We start from the raw sequence: 22,334 nt of genomic DNA on the forward strand, positions 1-22,334 counted from the left end.
GCTGAGGGGAATCAACAAACGTTTTGATATAAGAGACAGCTATGCCACTTGCTTGGATTTAAAGTTACCAAGCAGCGCGTCATACAACTCGTTATCACTCAATACGCCCACTAGCTTGTTCTCTTCTACTAGCAATATCGGCTGGTTGCTGCGTTGCTTCAGTTCAATCGCCTCACGCATGCTGATATCTGGATTGGCTTGAACAACCGTGCTTTCGCCGATGTCATCGAGTGTGGTTGAATCGTTTTCCCAATTCACCAATGACTTATCGGAATCCACCAGCGTGACACCTTTCGGCTCTTGCTCGACCCAAATCTGCTTATCTGCACATACCAATACGCGGTCATTTTGCTGCTTAAGCTCGGTGCAGGCTTGCATCAGTGAACGACCTTTCAACACGTTAAGCGGATTAGTGTGGGCTACAAAATCTGCTACATATTCGTTTTCTGGCGCAAGGATGATTTGCTCAGGCTTGCCGTGTTGAATCAGTTTGCCCGATTCCATAATGGCAATGTTGTTACCGATTTTCAGCGCTTCATCTAAGTCATGGCTCACAAACAAAATCGTCTTGTTGAGCTTCTCTTGCAGTTGAATCAATTCATCTTGAAGCTGAGCACGAATCAGTGGATCGAGCGCAGAAAACGGCTCATCCATCAACAAGATATCGGTATCCATAGCAAAGGCGCGAGCCAAGCCAACACGCTGCTGCATACCGCCAGAAAGCTCATGTGGGAACTTACTCTCCCACTCGCTTAGCCCTACCATTTCTAGTTGCTCGCGTGCTTTTTTACGACGTTCCGCTTTGCCAATACCCTGCATCTCAAGACCAAATGCCACGTTATCCAATACGGTTAACCACGGCATAAGCGCAAACTTTTGGAACACCATCGACACGCGATGAGTACGTAGGTTGCGCAGAGTCTGTTCGTCGCAGTTGGCAAGCTCTACCATATCGTCGCCATCTTTGATTTTGAGTGAGCCACGAGAGATCTCATTCAAACCATTAACGGCACGAAGGAGGCTGGATTTACCCGAACCGGACAGCCCCATCAATACACAGATCTCACCTTGTTTGACGCTCATTGAGACCTTATCAACACCAACTACTTGTCCGGTTTCATCAATGATCTCTTGGCGAGACTTGCCTTGGTCTAAAAGTGCCAATGCTTGCTCTTGCTGCTGCCCAAACACAACGTCGAGGTTTTCAATCGTAATTGCATCCATGTTATGCCTCCTTTTGGTTTGGTGCTTTGCACAAGCGGTCGAGAATAATCGCGACCAAAACAATCGCTAAACCCGCTTCAAAGCCTTGAGAAATGTTCACGGTGTTCAATGCTCGTACGACTGGTTTACCCAGACCATCAGCACCGACTAGCGCCGCAATAACCACCATAGAAAGCGACAACATAATGCACTGGGTAACACCCGCCATAATGCTTGGCAATGCTGCTGGGAGTTCAACTTTGAATAACAATTTCATGCGGCTTGCACCAAAGGCTTTACCCGCTTCAATCAACTCCTCCGGCACTTTGGTGATGCCAAGGTAAGTCAGACGAATTGGCGCTGCAATGGCAAAGATAATCGTGGAAATCAGCCCCGGAACGATGCCCAAACCAAACAGTACCAATGTTGGGATCAGATACACAAACGTTGGTACTGTCTGCATTAAATCGAGTATCGGGCGCAATAAGGTATACAACCACGGGCGATGCGCCGCCATGATGCCAAGGGGCACGCCAATTAATACGGAAATCGTTGTCGCAGCGAAGACGAGAACAAAGGTTTCCAGCATTTCTTGCCAGTAGCCGAGGTTAAGGATAGTCAGTAACGCCAGCACAATAAACACGACTAGAGGAATGCTGCGGTGTAGGAACCACGCAATCGCTGCGGTCATGATGATTGGTGCTGCCGGTGGCATCCATTTGAAAATATCCACCACGAATAGAATGATGGTTTCGAGAAAAATAGAGATAGCATCAAAGAAACCCGACGCGTTCATGGTTAACCAATCCACGCCCGTTTCCATCCATTCGCCCAACGGAAGTTTGTTGTCCGTAATAAAATTCACAATAAAACCTTTGTGTTAATAGGCGGGCATCACTGCCCACCTTTTCCTAAAGAGAGGAATGATTAAGCGTTTGTTTTTAGGTAAGAAGTAATCGCTTGTTTTGCATCTTTGCCGTCTAGCGTCTTCACGCCTTCTAGCCATGCTTCAAATTGTTGTGGGTTGGCATTCAACCATTCTTGTGCTGCTTTCGCTGGCTTCTGCTTTTGGTTTAGAATCGCTTCCATCAACTGGTTTTCCATCTCTAGGCTGAACTCTAGATTCTTAAGCAGTTGACCCACGTTTTGACACTCAGATAGGTAGTCTTGGCGCACGTTGGTGTAAACATTTGCACCGCCGTAGTTAGGGCCAAAGAAGTCATCACCGCCAGATAGATATTCCATCTCTACATTGCTGTTCATTGGGTGTGGTGCCCAACCTAGGTAAACGATCCATTGGTTACGACGCACAGCACGAGACACTTGAGACACCATGCCCGCTTCGCTTGATTCCACTAGGCTGAAGTCTTTCAAGCCGAATGCATCGCTGTCGATCATATCTTGGATAAGGCGGTTGCCATCGTTACCCGGCTCAATGCCGTAGATGCGGTCTTTGAATTTGTCGGCATGTTTTGCCAAGTCAGCAAAGCTTTTCACACCCGCGTCGTACACGTACTTTGGCACTGCTAGTGTGTATTTTGCGCCTTCTAGGTTTGCACGAACGGTTTCCACTGTGCCAGCTTCACGGTATTTGGCGATATCGCCTTCCATGGTTGGCATCCAGTTACCTAGGAATACGTCAATGTCGCCGTTTGCCATTGAAGAGTACGTCACAGGTACAGACAGAAGATCGGTCTTGGTTTTGTAACCCAAGCCTTTGAGCAGTTCAGAGGTAACAGCTGTGGTTGCAGTAATGTCTGTCCAGCCTACATCGGCAAATCGAACGGTTTCACATTGGTTAGCATAAGCACCTGTCGCCACTGCACTCAGTGCGATAGATGAAAAGATTTTTGTCATCGTAGACATGTTTAAATTCCTTGTAATGATCAGGGTCTGTTGACCTTGCGCGGTTAATTTTTGTTCGAGATAAAATCGTTTTAGGCGAGGCAAGGAGTGTGTCGCCTAGTCACTCTAAGCAAATACGCCTTAACAAAGCATAAAACGATTTTAACCGAACCCTTTGGGCAGCGTTTGTTGGTCATTTCTACTGCGTTATCGACTTCTCATGTAGGCTAGCTACATAGCAAAGTCTCTGCCTTGTATAAATACCCAACAATTCGCTGCAAAAATCAGCTCGAAAGGTAAACAGACCCTACTGACTTTATGAGATTGAGCTTAAGTCTCTTTTCGGCGGACGCATTCTTTGCGTCTCTTGCCAGTTCGGAGCAATCCAAACTGGTGTGTTATTCGATTCTTCGAGTACGTTACCCAAGATCATGTCTGCGGCACGCTCTGCGACCATGATGGTTGGTGCGTTTAAGTTGCCATTCGGAATGGTTGGGAAGATGGATGAATCCACCACGCGCAAGCCTTCAATGCCACGCACTTGGCAGGCTTCATTCAGAACTGCCATTGGGTCATTGTCTGCGCCCATTTTGCAGCTACACGATGGGTGGTAAGCACTTTCCACGTTTTGCTTCACCCATTCATCAATCGCTTCATCGCTGGTGATGTTAAGACCAGGTTGAATTTCTTCACCGCGGAACGCATCCATTGCAGGTTGATTCAGGATTTCACGCGTTAGACGAATACAGTCCCGCCAATCCTGCTTATCTTGTTCCGTCGAGATGTAGTTGAACTCGATTTTGGGCTTGTCATTTGGGTTGGCAGAAACCACTTCAACACTACCGCGACTCTCTGGCTTGTTTGGACCAACATGCACTTGGAAGCCGTGACCATCAAATGCCGCGCGTCCGTCATAACGCATTGCTGCTGGTAGGAAGTGATATTGAATGTTTGGCGATTTCAAGCCTTCACGAGAACGGATGAACGCACACGATTCAAAGTGGTTAGTTGCTCCCAGACCTTTGCGCGTCAGAATCCACTCCGTACCAATCAAACCTTTGCTGATCAAACCTAACTTGCTGTTTAGCGTGATCGGCTGTTTGCAGTGATACTGGAAATACACTTCAAGGTGGTCTTGCAAGTTCTTACCCACTCCTTCGAGAGCGTGTTTCACTTCAACGCCCGCTTTTTCAAGTACAGTCTTAGGACCAATACCCGAAAGTTGCAGCAGTTGTACCGAGCCGATGGAACCCGCGCTCGACACCACTTCTTTGTTGGCGAAACAGTGTTTGATTTTGCCCGATTGCTCGAACTCAATGCCGACCGCTTTCTTGCCTTCAAGCAAAATGCGATGAGCGGTCACGCCTTTCATCAAGTTGAAATTACTGCGCTTTTTTGCACGGCTTAAGTAAGCGTTAGAGGTAGAAGCGCGCACGCCTTTGTCTACCGTCATGTGCATCGGACCGAATCCCTCTTGCTGATAACCGTTATAGTCTTGCGTTTCTGGGTAACCTGCATCTTTGCCCGCTTCAATAAACGCTTGGTAAAGTGGGTTCAACTTCATGTCGTTGCCGTTACACGTCCCAACAGGACCACTGTCGCCACGGTATTCGTCTGCGCCGCCTGTCCATGTTTCCGCTTTACGGAAGTAAGGTAGACAAGCTTGGTAGTTCCAGCCTTTCGCGCCTTCTGTTTCCCATTCGTCAAAATCACAAGCATGACCCCGAACATAAACCATGCCGTTGATCGAAGAGCTGCCGCCTAACACTTTGCCGCGTGGACAATGCAGTTGGCGTCCGTCTAACCCCTCTTCTGCAACAGTTTCGAACTGCCATGCGTACTTTTCGGTGTTCATTGGGTAAGACAGCGCTGTTGGCATTTGGATGAAGATGCTCTTGTCTGAGCCCCCCGCTTCCAGCAGCAAGACTTGGTGCTGACCGCTTTCACTCAGACGATCCGCCAAAACACAGCCTGCCGAGCCAGCCCCGACGATGATGTAATCGTAGCGTTGTTGCATTACAAATCCTCCAGACTGATTACGCGTAAGGGCTGTCGAAATCACCCAAATGCACTAACACGCTCTTGGTTTGGGTGTAATGCTTGAGGGTTTCCACGCCGTTTTCACGTCCAATGCCAGACAGTTTGTAACCGCCAACTGGCATTTCGGCTGGGGAATCGCCCCACGTATTAATCCAACAAATACCTGCTTGGATTTGATGAATAACACGGTGTGCACGAGAGAGGTTTTGCGTGAACACGCCAGCTGCAAGTCCGTAATCGGTGTTGTTAGCGCGTGCAATCACTTCGTCTTCATCACTGAACTTAAGCACTGACATTACGGGACCAAAGATCTCTTGCTGCACGTGTGGCATGTCGTCTTCGCAATCAATGAAAACCGTTGGCACAACAAAATTGCCGCTCGCCAAACCGTTTTCTGTGACTTTGTAGCCGCCGGTTAGTAGCGTTGCTTTGCTTGCTTTCGCTTGTTCAATTGCGGAAAGGACTTTTGATTCGTGCTCTTTGGAAATTAGCGCGCCAATTTGGGTTTGCTCATCAAGCGGATCGCCAACCACCAGCAGTTCAGTACGCTTCTTAAGTTGAGCGACGAAATCGTCATAAATACCTTCATGAACGAACACGCGAGTACCGTGTGTACAAACCTCACCTTGGGTGTAGAAGTTTGCAACCATTGCAGCAGAAACCGCGTCGTCTAGCTTGGCATCATCAAAAATGATCATTGGAGACTTACCGCCAAGCTCCATTGTGACTTGCTTCAGCGTCGCGGCGCTGTCACCCATCACGACTTTGCCCGTACCCGATTCCCCCGTGAAAGAGACTTTGGCGATGTCTGGATGTGCGGTGAGCATCTGCCCTACTCGGTAATCACCCTGAATGACGTTGAACACGCCATCTGGCAATCCCGCTTCGCTGTAGATTTCTGCTAGTTTGAGTGCGGTCAACGGAGTTTCTTCTGATGGTTTAAAGATCATCGCATTACCCGCAGCAAGTGCAGGAGCAGACTTCCACATCGCGATTTGAATTGGGTAGTTCCACGCACCAATGCCCGCACAAATACCCAGAGGTTCGCGGCGAGTGTAGAAAAACTGTGATTCATTCAGCGGTTGCTGTTCACCATGCATGCTAGGCGCAAGACCTGCGTAGTACTCGATCACATCCGCACCCGTTGCAATGTCTACGCAATTCGCTTCTTGGATTGGCTTGCCCGTATCCGCGACTTCTAATGCTGCCAGTTCGTCGTTTCTTTCACGAAGTAGCGCCACCGCTTTAAGCAGGATACGACTGCGCTCTGTCGCCGTCATGGCAGACCAAATCGCAAAACCGCGCTTGGCAGATTCTATTGCCGCTTGCATATCTTGCTGGTTAGCCTGCTTCACATTTGCAAGCGGTTCACCATTGGCTGGATTGTATGTGGTGAAGTGTTCTTCTGAGCATCCTAGGTGCATGGCACCATCGATGTAGTGTGCTTTCATATCCATTTGAAGGTTTGACTCTTTATTTTTGTTTTGAGTAGAACGTGAGCTGTTTATCGAGATAGTCGTTAATGATGACGCGAGCTTTCTCGGCATCGATGCCTTGCGGGTTGAGCGTTCCGCGCAGCCAGATGCCATCAATCAGTGACGCAATACCATGCGCTACTAGCTCTGCTTGCTCTTGATCCAGCAAAGCTTTTAATTCTTTTTTTAGGTGAGAAAGGAGACGTCGTTCATTCACTCGTTGCAGACGTTTGAGCTGTGCGTCATGCATTGAGTACGACCAGAATGCCAACCAAGTTTTTGCCACTTGGTTCTCGGCTTGGAAGCCCACAAAGTTGCCGTCGATGATGGCATTAATACGTTGATGATGCGCATCAGTCGGTAGTTGGCTTAGGTTCTCTTTGATGGTGGCAGAAAGCTGGCGCAGGATCTCACGCATGGTCTCTTCTAACAAGCCGTGCTTTCCACCGAAATAGTGATTAATGATCCCTGTTGATACCCCTGCTTCTTTGCTGATCAACGAGATACTCGCGGCGTGCAAACCTACTCTGTCGATGACCGACATCGTCGCTTTGACTAGCTGCGGTTTTCTGATTTCAGGCATCCCAACCTTGGGCATTTTGCATCCTTGTTATTTTTAATTGAACGGTTAGTTAAATATAAAATGCCTTAAATTTAGTTCGAACTCAAACTAATTATCTAGAAAAAATGACAGATACAGCCGAATCATTTCGACTACAATCATTACTAAAACTTGAGAAAAGATAGAATTTATGAAGATTTAACAAGTAAAAACAGGAAAATAAAAACCTTTAAAATCAACAATTAGAACATTTATAACGCAAATTATAGATACAAAGACTCATGAGAACCCCGTTCTTATCAAAAGTACAAGCAAAGACAAATACAACGAGCTCAAATATTTTCTACACATTTTATTTTTAAGTTTGTTAATTGACCAAGGAATGGCATACCACTTCGCCACAGCGAATCTACAGCAACAAAATGTAAACGTTTCGTGTCAATTAAAATCGCCCAGTACAGCAAGGAAAACAACGAACCGGAATAGCTAGGTGTCTCCGAGTCGTTTGACGCCCCTATTTAGTTAACTAAGAGCGAGCTTCAGCAAAACGACTTTCATTTTCGCACTCAATATTTCTGCTGAATTTGATTCAGCAATCAAAAAGATCATTAAAAAACCCTCTAATGAGCATATTGATCACAACTCATATCAGCCTACTTTGCTCAAAAATAGCGCAATTTATATAATAATGCTGAATCGATTCAGCAACACTTAGATTTGAAAAATAAATAAGGAATAAAGGATGAAAAATTCGTACATCGCTTGTACCGCTATGCTACTCGGACTCACTACCCTACCTGTTTCTTCAGCAGAATTTGTTCTAACTAATTCTGCTTTAAATCAAGACGTTGGAGATTGGAAAATGACTAGTCGCTCCCTCGGCTTTAATCCAGACTTGCCCTTCAGCATTGAAAAAAAACGTTTGCACGGTGGAAAACAATTTGGTGTTGATGTTCTCGTCATAGACAACGGCATTTTGGAAGTTACCCTTATCCCAACTCGTGGGATGGGCATCTTTGATGTCAAAATGGATGGAGAGCGAATTCTTGGCTGGGACTCACCTGTCAAAGAGATCGTAAACCCAGCATTCATCGAGCTGGAAAGCCGCAATGGTCTTGGCTGGCTCGATGGGTTCAATGAAATGCTTGTACGTTGTGGGTATGAATGGACAGGTCACCCGGGCGTTGATGATAACGGTCAGCTTTTAAGCCTGCATGGTCGAGTCCAAAATACACCCGCTTCTACAGTAAAAGTGATCATTGATGATAATCCCCCACACAGAATTAGGGTGCAAGGTACCGTTTCAGAACGCACTTTCAAAAAAGCAGAACTGGTGACTCATACAGAGTTATCAATACTGCCAGGTAGCAACTCATTCTCTCTACACGATAAGTTAACCAACATGTCTGACTACGATGACGAGTACCAGATTATTTACCATTCTAACTTTGGTAGACCTATTCTTGAAAACGGAGCGAAGTTTTCCGCAGCAGTAAAGGAAGTCTCTCCATTCAACAACTACGCAAAGGCGGGCTTGGATAGTTGGCAGACCTATCAAGGACCAACAAAAGGCTATGATGAAATGGTATTTAACTTGAAGCCTATAGGTGACGATTCCGGACAAAGTTTAGCGGTGCTTCACAACAAAAAAAGCGATAAAGGTGTGGCGCTCAGTTATAACGTAGAGCAACTGCCTGTACTGACACTATGGAAAAATACCGATACATACAAACAGGGTTATGTGACTGGCATTGAGCCCGGAACCAGTTACGCCTACAACACGAAGTACCAACGCCCATTAGGCTTAGTTCCAACCATACGAGCAGGTGAAAGCAAATACTTTGATCTAACCTACTCAGTACTTAGAAACCAAAATGAAGTCAAACAAGCACTCACTGAAGTCGCTAAAATCCAACAGGGTCAAAAAGTGGAACTGATCAGCAAGCCACTCGTAAACCTAGATAATTAACAATGCTTCAGCAATAAAAGGAGCCGCGATGTGCGGCTCTTAATCTAATGTATGCTTTAGGAAGTCGACTATCGAGAACTAGTAGCAATCAGCGCTTCCATCTCAGAAACGTGCTTGCTTAGCGGTTCACCTTTCGCGCCACAAACACGATTTCGTCCTAAAGTTTTGGCTTGGTACAAAGCCTTGTCTGCTCGACGATAGGTTTGCTCAACCGAACGATTGATTGCCGTAATGCCACCACTGACCGTGATGCCCAATACACTTTTCGACTGAATAATTTCTTTCAGCCGGTAAATCGCTTCAAACGCGTTTCGAGTATTGGTCTCAGGCATAATGATGGCAAACTCTTCTCCCCCAACACGTGCAACAATATCAGTTTCACGACACTCCGACTTCATCAATCTAGCGAGGTCTTTGAGTACGACATCGCCCACATCATGACCGTGCTGGTCGTTGATTTGTTTGAAATGGTCAATATCTATGATGGCTAAGGTGGCATTAGAAAATCCATATCGACCGGCGATGTTTGCGTAGCGAGCTAATTCTTCGTCAAAACGACGACGGTTCCAGCACGCCGTTAAAGGATCTTTTTCTGCTAAGCTCTTTAATTTGCTCTCTAGTCGAGCACGATGACTAACATCTCGAAAACTCACGACATAACGATCTCGCGTACCTACCCCCACTTTATAATGTGTGATGTGCACATCTAACGTTAAGTGGTCTCCAAAACGATTGGTCACTTTGATCTCGTCTTTCCAATTCGCTTTAGCGCCCAACTTAGTAAGTGCTTCATTTAATGGACGAAAGCCAAACTGCTTTAGATTTTCACCATTTAATTGTTCACTTGTGTACCCCGTCAGCCTCAAGAAACTTTTGTTGACATAGTCTACTCGCAAATATTGATCAAGAATCACCACACCAATGACTGAGTGAGCAGCAATACTGGCAATCTTTTCATCAATTCGTTCGCTCTCAAGATAATAATTACGAATAACCATCAATAACCCGATGGCAAAAAGCATCAGTGCCTGCCAACTGTAATCATACGTAAGTGTGTAAATACCCCAGCCGGTTATCGTCAACAGATAAACAATGGGCAGCAACTTCCGTTTATTGTCGTTAGTAAATTGTCTCGCATTCATGACGTATGCTCCGAATAATTCAATGAGCAGAGGTTATTCAATTCGGAGAATAGAAATTTACCAATTCGCGCCACTGGTTTATCGCTAACCTCGCTCTGACAAAACAGACAAAGTGATTGATTGTTCGCAAATGTCGCTTAATGGCAATTTTTGTTATCCATTTCTCCCTACCTTATTCGTCAACTTATTTGAATTAGGAAACAGAAATGAAAGCACGCAATGCCCTTTTAATCTTATTGACGAGCACAATTGGCTTTAACGCTTACGCGATTACAGACGCCAGCAAGATCGGTGCGAATGCAGGAGCAATGAGTTATTGCTACGACCACGTCGCCTCTGGCAAAGACAAATCGAAATACCGTTTGTTGAAGCTGAAAACACTGGAAGAGTATCAAGACCTAGACAGCGGTGACCGAGCAAGAGCCTTAGTAATGAAGAAAGCCGCTGAAGATGGAGAATACCTTGGTGACCCGTTAGATAAATCTCGCTGTAACAGCTTAAGAAAAATGTTGTTCGTAAAATATTAGTCGATCAAGTGCCCGACAAAGCCATCACTGTTTAGTGGTGGCTTTTTTGCATCTGTAATCCACTCATCATAAATTCACCTTGGTTATTTATAACCATTCCAAGCAATACTCATTTTCTATCTTTACGTGCGAGGTGGCGCCAAATGGTAAGTCCCTAATCTCACTTATTCCTACTATATCGCTACAGGGTATGCATTGAGCGACAGGAGTCCCCCACTTAAAAATGAGAGACCAACATGACTTACGCAGAGTTCAAACAAACTGATTTACACACGTGCCTTACTGTTGCTGGCGAATTGATGGTAACGATTGGTAAAGTTGCTTTTAAAGCCGTAAAAATTTTTAGCAAAGCCTTTGGCTGGTTGGTAATCAAAACCTATCGTTATGTGATGAAGTAAGCCCTACAAGCCCTTTCACCAAAACCTTTTTAGTCCGAACCGCGCCTTATTTAAGGCGCGGTTTTTTGTTTGCCTTGTTTGTATTTCATCAACCCTTTTATGCTTTACCCAAGTAGCCTTGAGATGCTTGGGACATCTCCTTCCCCTATCTTTTTTCTTTACGCACGCCAGCTAATAACCAGCCAGTAACGATGTCGCTCTAAGAGATGAAATCTCTGCCTATGTCTTCTCCTATACCGCTTAATTTAAGGTGTTCTCCCTTCGACACTCCCGTGGTAGAACATAACTAAACTCAATGCTAGAAGAACATAAAGGCGCTCTCGATAGCCAATACGGATGAGTTTAAAATGGGCACGATGGTTTAACACGAGTAGATGTTGGCAGTAAGAACCAAATGGATGAAGCCAACAATAGATTAGCCGAGAAGGTTTTTGAAAAGTGACATACACTCTAATCCCAAGACGCAAAAAAGGCGCTCGATGAGCGCCTTTGAAAACAGGATAACTTGTTTATAATGTGTTCTTATAAACCACACCATCTTTCATGATGACTTTCTTAGTTTCGTCTTTCATTACACAATCAACACCCTCAAGTGGATTCCCGTCGACGATAAGTAAATCTGCATACGCACCTTCCACAATTTGACCTAATTTGCCTTCTTGATAAGGGTGTTTGTAAGTCGACAATTCAAACAAACGGCCACAGTTTGAAGTTGCCATGCGCAGTGCAGTGATGGTGTCGAACGTTTTTTCAATCGCACCAAGCTCTTGCATCTGACTTTCATGAACGTTTGCTTTACCGACACAGTCAGTACCAAACGCTAGGTTTTGAATATCGTATTTCTTGATAAGCTCAGCAGACTTAAACATTGCCTTACCAACGCGTTCTGTCTTGCGGTAAGTCTCTTCGTTTGGCAGCGGGATCTTACGCTCCGCAATCAGTGATGACGTGAAGTATGACGGAACAAGCCAAATGCCTTTCTCTTTTACAATTTGAGCGATTTCATCGTCCATAATAGTAGCGTGCTCAAAGGACATTACCCCTGCTTCTGCTGCACGTTTCATCGCTGGTGCTGTGTGAATATGAGCCGCGACATAGGTACCATAGTCGCTTGCCGCTTCCACCGCTGCTTTCATTTCATCTAACGTGTATTGCAACGTATCCAGCGGGTCGAAGGTAGAGGATGCACCACCACCTGCCATCACCTTGATTTGGGAAGCACCCATGAACAGTTGCTCACGAACAGCTTTTAATACTTCAGCACGACCATCCGCGACTTTAAACGCGCCCGTCTTCATCAGTGGCGAGTCTTCATGACCGCTCGCTAGACGTTCTTGCGCTTGGTTTTGGCGGTAGTCTGAGTGACCACAAGTTTGCGAAATCGCCGCCATACAAGGCAAAATTCGAGGACCTTTGGCGTAACCTTTATCGATGCTGTTTTTCAAGCCCAGTGTGTTGCCAGCAACATCACGAATGGTCGTAAAGCCACGCATCAACATCTCTTCAGAAATTCTCGCAGAACGAATCGCAATCTCTTCTCTCGTCATACCATCTAGCTCATTAAAGCCTGCTGAAAGCGTGATGTGTACGTGCGCATCAATCAAGCCTGGCATCACCGTTTTGCCTTCTGCATCGATGATTTGCTCAGCATTCGAGTCATCCACTTTCCCGATTTGTGTGATTAAGTTGTTTTCAATCAGAAGGTCTACGTTCTTCAGAAGTTGCTCATCCACACCGTTAAACACGTTTGCATTTTTAATTACGATACTCATGGTTTCTATCTCCGAGTCAGTTGTCTCAATACAGGTGCATCATATCGAGCGGTTGAGAAATAGAATTGCCATTTCACGACAAGTGCACATTCTTGGTCTAAGCAGTGAATCAACAACAACCAGAAAAAGTGCCGGAGTAGAAGTGTTAGATGCTAAGGAAGGAGACAAACAAAGAAACTCTGACCAAGAATTGTCAGAGTTTCTTTAGTTCACAGTAATCAGTGAGTGGCTTGGAGATGCTGCTCTACGTTGAGTTGAAGTTGATGGATTTGATCAATCGCACTAGGCGTACCTTTCGCGAAATCGAAAGGCTCATTATTCAGTGCGCACACCGTCCCAATAACTTCACCTTTGAAGGTGATTGGCACACCGTAATACACACCGAGACCAAATTTCACTAAGTCTTCATTGCCCTTCCACTCTTCATCCATACTTGCATCCGCCACCAGCAACGGCTGTGCAGTATCAACGACGCGTTCGCAGTACAGCTCATGACAGCCTTGTTGATTACTTTTAGGACCAGCATCACCAACGTGGTAAATAGGTTGCTCATTCGCCGCAAACACCACCATTTGATCCGGCTTAGATTCCATAATCAATAAGGAATGCAGTTGAAACTGATGAGCGATATTTTCGAGTTGAGCTGTCAGCTCATCACGATAATTGGCTAATTTGATAAAAGGCATCGTATTTCTTACTCCTATAGATAGCTATTCACTTAAATCCGTTTTCTTATGGGCTAACTGATACTTCACGGCATTGTCGTAACCCATGTATTTACCAAGCTTTTTCTCCGGCACCGAAGTCAGATCCACGACAATCAAACCATCTAGCGTAAAGTTAAACGCAGGGTCGACATTAAAGCAGACTAACTTGCCATTCATGCTCAGGTACTGTTTGAGAAGCACCGGAATTCCCATACCACGTTCAAGACGACTGAGCACTTTGGATAACAAAGGCAACTGAGAGAGTGAGCTCAACATATCCGGTCGCCAAAATTCTTGATCGTTTCTCTCTAAAGGCGTTGTTGGCGAAACCAATTTGGCTTTGTCATTATCGTAATAATGAACCGACATAACGGAGGCGATGAGCTGCCTTGCCACTGGGCTATAATCGTTGCTGATGCTTACGGGACCAAAGAGATGGGTGTACTTTGGGTTGCGCTGAACAAAAGAGGCAATGCCCTTCCACAATAAGAGCAATGAGTGCATGTTGCGTTGGTATTGCTTCGCAACCACCGAGCGCCCCAGCTCAATCGAGCAACCTAGAGTTTTGATAAACGCCTCATCATATTTGAACAAACTGGTTGAATAGAGGGCATGAATTCCGCCTTGTTCAATCAGCTCATCAACCAGACCTAAACGATAAGCACCCACAAGTTCTCGGTTGGTTTTATGCCAAACAAAGAGCTGATGGTAGTTGGGATCAAAGAGGTCGACATCACAGCTCAAGCCGCTGCCTTCTCCAACATCTCTAAAGCTTTCTTCTCGTACGCGCCCAATCTCACGCATCATTTGCGGCATTTTTGGTGTAGGCGCACAGTACACTTCAAAATCAGCCTGCTCTAATAATTTAAACTCAGACAGATCCAGAAGTTCATTTTCTAAAGTCTCTGTAAGAATAGGCGCAATTATTGGTTCTGCATGAAGAGTTTGTTGAGTGAGCTCCTTGCGACTGCCCATACTTCCCATTAAATAGGTGTTCAAACGGAAGTACTGGGTAATATCTTCATCATTTTCAAACCCTTGTATCTCGCGATAAGGGATTGGATTGCCGATTGAAACAGAAATGATCTCACCCGACTTATTGAGAAGTTCTCGTCCCAGCAGTGCCGTTCTAAGAAGCGGATGAATTCTCCCAGCTTGATAAAATAATTTGCTGTTCATACCACTAATAAACAAAGGCACAGTCGTCGCTTGAGCATGCTTAACAAATTTTGCTACTGAGTGGCTCCATGTTTTATCAGTGATTTTATTTTCACTGGCTTGCCAAGAAGAGACTTCTCCAGCAGGGAAGATAATCAACACCCCACCTTCTTTGAGATGTTGGTTCGCCGCTTTAATTGCTCGTCGATTGGTTTGCTTTGCCTTTTCACCACCAAACACATCAACACCAATAAACAATTCATCCAGCTCAGGAATTCGCTTTAACAGTTCGTTAGCAAGCACTTTGACATCCTTGCGCACTTGGGAAATCAAGGAAGCTAAAATGATCCCTTCAATTCCACCAAACGGATGGTTAGCAACAACCAAAACCGAGCCATCACTGGGAATATTCTCTAAGCTGCCATGTTGAACTCGATATTGAGTACCAATTCGAGCAAGCGCTTCATGCATAAATGAATGACTATCTTCAGGCAACGGTTCTTGCTTGTACAAGGAATCTAACTTGGAAAGCCCAGTAGCCCACTCGACAACAGACTCACCTATTCCAAATGGCGTTTTTCTTGATAACCGGAAAGGACTTTCAACCATATTAGGCTCCTTTCATTAGCAAGGTGTTTGTAAAAGAGCCCTGAGCTCTAATATCGCGAATGGTTAAGAAAATAGCGGATAGCCAAACAAGGCAAGCCATACCAAATAGCAATCCACCATCATTACCTATCACTTCGCCCGTAGCGCTAAATTCAGGCATGACAACACCTAGCGGCGTAAACAAGTGGAATAAAATGGCTCCTGTCATAATCCCAACGGCCATTGTTGAACCAACACCATGGAAACGAGTAAACAGTAAAATGGCTGCAATTAACTCAGCAATCCCAATTAAATACCCGCCATAAACACCAAACCAATGAATCCCTGACCATTCTCCTAACGTGCCAAAAATATGATCGGTTTCATATGAACCAGTAAACTTAAAAAATAATGATTGAATAAAAACGAAAGCAATAAAAATCGAAGGTATATGTTTCTTTGGAATAAATGTCATGAGATGAACCTTATTATTTCTGAGTCTTATTACTGCTGAATCAATGTTGGCCAGTTTTTATCGGCTGCAGCAATATGTCCTGCGCGGTCATCATCCCACCACTGCTTCACTTCTGCGTCGTAATTTAGATACAGCTTGCCATCAACAATTGCCCATTGTTTAGGGTCCGCAGGGGCAAAATCATTTTTAGCGGATACCGCCCATGCACAATAGCCACCATACTGTGGCGCATAAGCTTCTGGATTTTCTATAAATTTATTTAAATTATCTTGAGAAGAGAAATACCAGTCTGCCCCTTTGTATTCAGTTTTCCAGTTACTGTTCCCTTTCACAGGCTGACCTTCTGTAAAATAGGAGACCGTGTCATAACCGCTTAATGCCTTATTACTAAAAAATCCGGTATAAATTTCATCTTCCGCAAAAGAAGAGAAGCTGATTAATACCATCAGTAATGCGAATAATTTTCTCATCATTAAATTCCTTATTCGGAAATACGTTCTATCGAGGTATTGCCCTCACTAAGAAAGCATATTCACTGTGTGATTTATTTGGTACTAATAAAAAGACAGGGCAAATGAGATAAAAATTACAAAGAATTGAAAATTAAATAAGAAAAGTACTGAATAACTGTTTTATGACGTAAAGTTGAATAACAGATGTCCCCATTTATCACCCTTTGTAGGGCATCCATACCCAAATAACCTCGAGATACTTGGGTATAGATAAATGCTTTTAGTCTGTCATCGGGTACAACTGCGTCAGGACTTTCTCTTCTCGCCATGCTTGAATGAGAGCACCCAGTGTCGGCGTTTGATGCCCTCGAAGCTTCTGCTTTGATCCGATTTGATAAAGTAATCGGTACTGCTTTAGCAATGTGGCGAAGATATGAGTTAGTGGTGTATCGCTATCCCAGATATGTGCCGCTTCACTGCTCGCACCATTAATCTCTAAGATATCAAAATGTTCACCATTCATTAGAGCATGAATATCTTTAAACTTGATATCCAATCGCCCGTAGTGGAATCCATTAAAATCCCCTAGCACTTGATCGAGCTTCTTTTCCAGCTCTTGCGTAATGAATCGGTTACCATCGCGAAAAATGGCACCACGTGAATGGCTTCCCGCAAAGGCTAGTTGAAATTCTTCACCTTTCGCGACGATCACCTCTAATTGCTCACTGTGCCTTGGTAAATAAAGGTGCTGTAACTTACCAGCCCTTGGACACTTCTCGATAAGCTGCTTAAGCGTAGACTGCCCATCACCAATCACTCGAGGGGAATATTTTAATGTCAGTGAGATGATTTTCCCTCGGGTTTCGCCTGGCTGCCTGACGTAAAATACCCCAGCTTCAGCGCTGTACTCTGATTTCTTCTGTAACAGGAAACGTCCATCAACGGGAAACGTTTTAATGTAGCTTCTTAGCTGTTCATCCGAACGCAATAACTTCACGCCAGCACCACGGCAACCAAGATCAGGTTTCGCCACCAATGGATACTCTAAACTCGATCGTTTTAGCTGCCGTATTGCGTCCTCTAAAACAGTTTCAAGCTGTTCATGCGTCTTAGTTAATGTGATAAAAGGCAATATCCACTGCTTAGTTTTGTCTCCCGAAGAAGCGAAAATGTCATGCTTGGACTCCCCCACCATACCGCTTAACTTGATTGAAGGGTTTGCGATCAAAGGTAATGCCCAATCTCGGTGGATAGCGCTGAGGACCGCACTTTGAATCACCACGGGTGTATAAAAAAACCAAGCTGGTAAAAACTCAAACGGAGAGACTACTCGCTTTGGTTCTTGAAGAATGGGCATACCAGCATTAACCATTCCGTTTGGGATCATTTCAACGTGGGCGAGTTGCACCATATGTATTCCTTAACAATGTTTTTGAAATCAGTTTGTTGAGCAGCAACATCACGACTAATCCAATCGGAATCAACAAACTGTTTATTTGATGTTGTTGAAGCCATTGCATGCTGCCTAGTTGGAAGAAAGAGCCAAAAATCAACGCAGTCCATAAACTCGTCGCGCTTAACACGGCGATGAGAAACTTCATTTTGGGCACATCCAAAAATCCGCTAAGCGTAAACCCTACGGTTCTTAATCCGGGAATAAACCGAACGATGAATAACGTAATGAAAGCTTTATGATGAAGTGTGCGTCGCACGCGCCTAGCACGTTGATATCGAAGCAAGCGATAGCGGAAAAAACGTACCTTTTGTGCCAATTTCCCCAGCCAATAAAGCCCTATGTCTCCTGTGGCGATACCTGTAAAAATCGCCAATAACGCAAGAGGTGTTGGCATCACTTGCTCTACCGCTAAAGTAGCGGCAGTAACGATAGCCAAATCTTCAAGTAAGTAAGACAACAATACGACTCCGAGAAATAGCATCGACAGAGGCACATTGCCTTGATACAGCCAAGCTTCTAACGTTGCCACTTCACTCATATTCTCTGTCCCATTGCTATTCACTCGTCATTCAAGGCCTCTACGAGATGATTTTTCGATCCATATTGATGAACAGAAATAACCAGAGGCTATGGTTAAAGACAGGATCATCAGTAACAAAATTTCACTGCAATACAGAGAAAGTCGATAACGCCCAACGTTGTTGCGTCAGTCGAATTCAGGAAGTTTCCAGTAACAGGAACAAAAAGAGCCGCGAAATGCGGCTCTTAAATGTGCTTGTTTACTAATAAGATTTAAAGGGTGAACGATGTCTTAGTTCATGTTCACCATACAAATGAACTTATTTGTATCAAATGCTTGATCCAATTCTTCATGCTTCTCCGATGAATACACTTTGCCATCTTTCGTCCAGTAATCTCCCGGAGATAGATAGGTGTAGAGGCGCAAGTATTCATAAGCAGCTTTGTTTGGCAAACGAGACGATAGACGCTCACAATATTTCTGTGCGTCATCCTGACTTAAGAAGATGTCATGAGACTTTTTGTTACCTCTGAATCTTGGCAATAGATAAGTAAAGGCTTCATCTTTGTACAATACCTTATTGGTGTAACGCTGAAGATCGGGCTCTTCTGCAGACTCCAGCTCAGCGACGACTTTAGGCGGTAACAAACTCTCAGAGAACCTTACTGTATCTTTGGGTTGAGCCTTTTCACTGTTCGCATCAGTCTTGTCTTCTACCGCTAAACGCGTAGGAACCGCCTTCGGAGCACTGGCTTTGCTCGCAAACGGGAAGAAGTAGTCGCCACCATTTTTAAGATTTAGCTTTAGCGACTGGGTTTTATGATTGTTCACGGCTCGCACACTATAAATACCCACATAGTTGCCCGTTACATCCACTCGCTCACCAGAGCCGACTTCCTGGTCATTGATGTAGAAAACCGTTTGTGGTGAGTTTGAACGGAACACAAAGCGCACGTTATCAAGATCAAGTGCTTGTCTCAGTTCAACCTCTGTATTCGCACTGTAATTGTGCTTGTAGCTTGCGTCCGCAGTGAAAGAAAGGTCACCGTTTAATTTTTGGTTTGCATCCACGACTTTAAAGCTCGTGAGTTTGATTCGAGATAAACCACCTTTGCTTAATACAAAAGCGTTCTTGATAGAAGGGAGATTTCGATTTACGCACGTTGATAAACTTTCCGCAACGTTACACTGCAATTGACCAGAATAAGTATCGTTTATCACACGTTTTGATTCATTCAAATGACGCGCTTTTATCTTTTCGTACAGAGCAAGGAGTGCGTCGTTCTTCACTCGCTCGATTTGACTTGCCTCTTGTTGGTCTTGTGACAATTGCTGCTTAGTTTCGACCAACAACTTCCCTGCGGTTTCAATTTCCTTTTTCATTGAATTCACTTTGGCAGACATATTGCGCAAAGTCAGAATTAAGGATTCGTCATATACACCATCAACCAACTTGTCTTTCAAGCGATTAGAGTCAGATTTGATCATCTCGACATTAGTCGCCAATTTGATCTTGGTGGACTCTATTTCAGCATTCAATTTATTGTAGTGCGAGATGTTTTCATCAATTCTCAGCGCACTGTACTGCTGGTCGTAAGCAGTATTAATGCTGTTTAATGTATCTTGCTCGTTAAAGTTAATGAGCTCTGAGGCAGCGGTCATACCACTCCACGCTACCCCCACCATAATGGCTATTATTGTTTTAGATTTACCCACTGCCACTCCAAATTGACCCACCACGACACCATTGTTGTTAATGCTTCACCTTGCGTTTCAGGCAAGGTGAACGCTATACGATTAAAACCTATTCCGTTGGCTTTACTTCGTCTGGTTTTATTTGATCTGGTTTTGCCTGATCATTCTTAGAAGCCCATATTTCTGAGCGTCTGTTTTGTGCTCGCCCCTCAGCGGTCGAATTCGACGCAATCGGCTGAGTTTCACCAAATGAACGAACGACAATACGGCTTTTATCCACGCCTTGCGCAATCAAACCGTTAGACGTCGTCAACGCACGTTGCAAGCCTAACGATTGGTTATAGCCTTCAGAGCCCTTGCTGTCGGTATGACCATCTACCGCAATAGCACTATCACTATTTTTAAGCGAACCTGCGAGTTGATCCAGAGCTTTGCTGCCCATTGGTGTTAAGTTGGATTTATCAAAACCAAAATGCAGACGCGCAACCAAGCCATCACCTTGATGATTGTTATGTTGATTGCTAATCCATGTCGTACAGCCTGTTTGATCCAACCCTAACTTTGATTTACCTGCCAATGCTTGTTTGAGCTCACCATTGTTAGACTTCTGCTCTATTTGCAAAAAGCCCTGTCGATGTTGAGCAATTCCGACAACGTCATCCACTTTGATACTATGTTGGTACTCGCTGAAGGTATTGTCGCAATAAACGCTAATCCCCTCTTCTGCCTTAACTATCAGGCTAAACGGCAACGTCGAGATAGCGAATGCACCAATGACTAACTTTTTCATATTTTCCTCTAGTACAACTTAGTTATTCCGCTTGTTTTTGAGCCTTTGCGGATGAGTTCTTCTATCTTTTCAATCAATTCATCTAAGTTAGATACATCAATGATGTCTTCACTTGGATTAACAACACAGTCTTGAAAACCACTTTGTTGAGATGCACGGAAATCGATACCAATAACACCGATGTATAAGCCCGGAATCTCTGCTCTGGCTTTGTCACACATACCGTTGTCTACTAGCCCCTTCAGAATGCCGTTGTTAGGGCTTTCCTGCCCGTCACTCAAAATCAGCAACATCTTGATTTTCTTGTTGTAAGCTTGCTGCTCTTCTTCATCGGTACTGTTTGGGTCTCCATCATGAAGAACCTGAGATCCTCTTAATATGCCTTGAAACGCTGCAGTACCACCGTCTGCCCACATCGACTTAATCGAGTCCAAATCTGAAAGTTTGTTCGACAATGGGATGTTATAAAATTGCGATGAATATGAAGAACCATGAGCATTAAACAGTCGGGTGCCGCTCACACCATAGAAATTAGGCTTTAATCCTGATTTATCAGTAAACATGGTCGATACTGAAGTCGGTAAATCAACATAGTTGTAGACATCAGCTACGGCGTAGCGATCTGCTTCGAGAACATCACGAATACGTTTGGCATAATTGTGATTTTCTGCCCGAGGGCTTCGACAGCTCGACTGCCAATAAGCACAATTATTCACTTCGCTTGCTGTATACGTACGCCAGTAGTCCCAATCGACATCATTGTAGCTATAAGGTGACAAGTAAGCCTTGTACCCGTTCTTGTAACTTAGTTGGCTTGTCGCATTGGCTCTATTGCCTGCCACAATTTCTCTGGTGCGAACGTTAAACGGCACAAAACCAACTCGGTTAAGCAGTTTGTCCCCGGTAGTGTCTTCTCCTGGCTCATCACAAACGTCTTTCCACTCTCCGTCGACGAAGTCTTGACGGATTTTTTTACAAAGAATCTTGTTTGATATCTGATCGATCGCGGTTTTCAAATCGTCAATTTTTTTGTTCCGACTTGAGCCCCACTTATCATTCATCGAGCGAGAAAAGTCCGAGACGAAAACGATATCAATGTTGTTATCCCCTAGATAAGCAGGGTACTTTCTTGCCAGCGATCGTCCGGCTAATTCCTGCTGCTTATCAAACGATGGGATAAAGCTGCTTGCAAACCAAGAGTCATGCGTTGTTCTGGCGTTCACTGTGTATTGGATATACTCAAGAGCACCAGTATCCTTGTCTTCCGCTTGATAAAAACGTTGAGCAGAAAGGTTGGTTGACTTGATGTCTCTCACATAGTTTTCGACATACTTCGTTGCCAGCGCACGGGCTGCACCCGGTTGGTCTTCAATCGTAACAGCCATTGCCGCAGCTTCCGCTGAATCCCTTAGTCGACTCGACTCCTGCACATAACGGGTGCCCTCAACAGCCCAAAAAGTGACGCCCATAATAGGCACAAGCAACAAGCCCATCCATACAGCGGCGACGCCCTTTTGTTGTTGGAGACTTCGATGCTGATATTGCTGCATTCTCATTTCA

20 protein-coding genes are annotated in these 22,334 nt (G+C 44.6%); 3 read left to right on the forward strand and 17 right to left on the reverse strand.

From position 1 onward, the window contains the following. Positions 1–39 precede the first annotated feature (39 nt). The 6 genes from choV to betI form a co-directional block, all read right to left on the reverse strand. Entirely contained in the window at positions 40–1,224 is a 1,185-nt protein-coding gene (choV, locus tag NL647_RS05690; protein ID WP_253649802.1) for a choline ABC transporter ATP-binding protein, read from the reverse strand. A 1-nt stretch (position 1,225) separates the two neighbouring features. After that, complete coding sequence (gene choW / locus NL647_RS05695) at positions 1,226–2,068, reverse strand: choline ABC transporter permease subunit (RefSeq protein WP_005425967.1); 843 nt, start codon at positions 2,066–2,068, stop codon at positions 1,226–1,228. A 62-nt stretch (positions 2,069–2,130) separates the two neighbouring features. Continuing rightward, positions 2,131–3,069, reverse strand: a complete 939-nt coding sequence (locus NL647_RS05700) for a choline ABC transporter substrate-binding protein (protein WP_005425881.1) — start codon at positions 3,067–3,069, stop codon at positions 2,131–2,133. A 295-nt stretch (positions 3,070–3,364) separates the two neighbouring features. Beyond that, positions 3,365–5,065 (reverse strand): choline dehydrogenase, encoded by a 1,701-nt coding sequence (gene betA, locus NL647_RS05705; protein ID WP_253649803.1) that lies wholly within the window; start codon positions 5,063–5,065, stop codon positions 3,365–3,367. Positions 5,066–5,084: 19 nt separating this feature from the next. Then, positions 5,085–6,545, reverse strand: coding sequence for a betaine-aldehyde dehydrogenase (gene betB / locus NL647_RS05710; protein WP_253649804.1), 1,461 nt, complete (start codon positions 6,543–6,545; stop codon positions 5,085–5,087). 16 nt (positions 6,546–6,561) lie between these two features. After that, positions 6,562–7,161 (reverse strand): transcriptional regulator BetI, encoded by a 600-nt coding sequence (betI, locus tag NL647_RS05715; protein WP_182025498.1) that lies wholly within the window; start codon positions 7,159–7,161, stop codon positions 6,562–6,564. A 706-nt stretch (positions 7,162–7,867) separates the two neighbouring features. Here betI and NL647_RS05720 point away from each other — a divergent pair. After that, positions 7,868–9,094 (forward strand): aldose 1-epimerase family protein, encoded by a 1,227-nt coding sequence (locus tag NL647_RS05720; RefSeq protein ID WP_101905219.1) that lies wholly within the window; start codon positions 7,868–7,870, stop codon positions 9,092–9,094. A 68-nt stretch (positions 9,095–9,162) separates the two neighbouring features. On the opposite strand, the gene NL647_RS05725 is transcribed toward NL647_RS05720, so the two are convergent. Next, complete coding sequence (locus NL647_RS05725; RefSeq protein WP_085319153.1) at positions 9,163–10,236, reverse strand: sensor domain-containing diguanylate cyclase; 1,074 nt, start codon at positions 10,234–10,236, stop codon at positions 9,163–9,165. 206 nt (positions 10,237–10,442) lie between these two features. On the opposite strand from NL647_RS05725, the gene NL647_RS05730 reads away from it, so the two are divergent. Beyond that, positions 10,443–10,763, forward strand: a complete 321-nt coding sequence (locus NL647_RS05730; protein WP_005452298.1) for a hypothetical protein — start codon at positions 10,443–10,445, stop codon at positions 10,761–10,763. A gap of 236 nt (positions 10,764–10,999) precedes the next feature. Next, positions 11,000–11,161 carry a hypothetical protein gene (locus NL647_RS05735; RefSeq protein ID WP_167393756.1) on the forward strand — a complete coding sequence of 54 codons (162 nt, stop codon included), beginning with the start codon at positions 11,000–11,002 and terminating at the stop codon, positions 11,159–11,161. A 509-nt stretch (positions 11,162–11,670) separates the two neighbouring features. Here the strand turns inward: NL647_RS05735 and NL647_RS05740 are convergent. The 10 genes from NL647_RS05740 to NL647_RS05785 all read right to left on the reverse strand — a co-directional run bounded on the left by NL647_RS05740 (position 11,671) and on the right by NL647_RS05785 (position 22,330). Next, positions 11,671–12,933, reverse strand: a complete 1,263-nt coding sequence (locus NL647_RS05740) for an amidohydrolase family protein (RefSeq protein WP_005452300.1) — start codon at positions 12,931–12,933, stop codon at positions 11,671–11,673. A 218-nt stretch (positions 12,934–13,151) separates the two neighbouring features. Then, positions 13,152–13,619 (reverse strand): GAF domain-containing protein, encoded by a 468-nt coding sequence (locus NL647_RS05745; protein ID WP_005452302.1) that lies wholly within the window; start codon positions 13,617–13,619, stop codon positions 13,152–13,154. A gap of 24 nt (positions 13,620–13,643) precedes the next feature. Beyond that, positions 13,644–15,407 (reverse strand): lysophospholipid acyltransferase family protein, encoded by a 1,764-nt coding sequence (locus tag NL647_RS05750; RefSeq protein WP_253649805.1) that lies wholly within the window; start codon positions 15,405–15,407, stop codon positions 13,644–13,646. A 1-nt stretch (position 15,408) separates the two neighbouring features. Next, positions 15,409–15,861 carry a hypothetical protein gene (locus NL647_RS05755; RefSeq protein WP_005452305.1) on the reverse strand — a complete coding sequence of 151 codons (453 nt, stop codon included), beginning with the start codon at positions 15,859–15,861 and terminating at the stop codon, positions 15,409–15,411. A 29-nt stretch (positions 15,862–15,890) separates the two neighbouring features. After that, on the reverse strand, positions 15,891–16,331 hold the full coding sequence (locus NL647_RS05760; protein WP_005452306.1) for a YHS domain-containing (seleno)protein: 441 nt from the start codon (positions 16,329–16,331) through the stop codon (positions 15,891–15,893). Positions 16,332–16,593: 262 nt separating this feature from the next. Further along, positions 16,594–17,724: a D-alanine--D-alanine ligase gene (locus NL647_RS05765; RefSeq protein WP_253649806.1), complete on the reverse strand. Its 1,131-nt coding sequence runs from the start codon at positions 17,722–17,724 to the stop codon at positions 16,594–16,596. After that, positions 17,702–18,307, reverse strand: coding sequence for a DedA family protein (locus tag NL647_RS05770; RefSeq protein WP_029788542.1), 606 nt, complete (start codon positions 18,305–18,307; stop codon positions 17,702–17,704). Before NL647_RS05770 ends, NL647_RS05765 begins: the two co-directional genes overlap by 23 nt. Positions 18,308–18,580: 273 nt before the next feature. After that, positions 18,581–19,975: a hypothetical protein gene (locus tag NL647_RS05775; RefSeq protein ID WP_253650107.1), complete on the reverse strand. Its 1,395-nt coding sequence runs from the start codon at positions 19,973–19,975 to the stop codon at positions 18,581–18,583. A 118-nt stretch (positions 19,976–20,093) separates the two neighbouring features. Then, positions 20,094–20,774, reverse strand: a complete 681-nt coding sequence (locus NL647_RS05780) for an OmpA family protein (protein WP_253649807.1) — start codon at positions 20,772–20,774, stop codon at positions 20,094–20,096. Between the two features lie 8 nt (positions 20,775–20,782). Next, positions 20,783–22,330, reverse strand: a complete 1,548-nt coding sequence (locus tag NL647_RS05785) for a TadE/TadG family type IV pilus assembly protein (RefSeq protein ID WP_253649808.1) — start codon at positions 22,328–22,330, stop codon at positions 20,783–20,785. Positions 22,331–22,334: the final 4 nt, after the last annotated feature.

The sequence above is a fragment of the Vibrio sp. Y29_XK_CS5 genome (genome assembly GCF_024181835.1).
Classification (GTDB): Bacteria; Pseudomonadota; Gammaproteobacteria; order Enterobacterales; family Vibrionaceae; genus Vibrio; species Vibrio harveyi.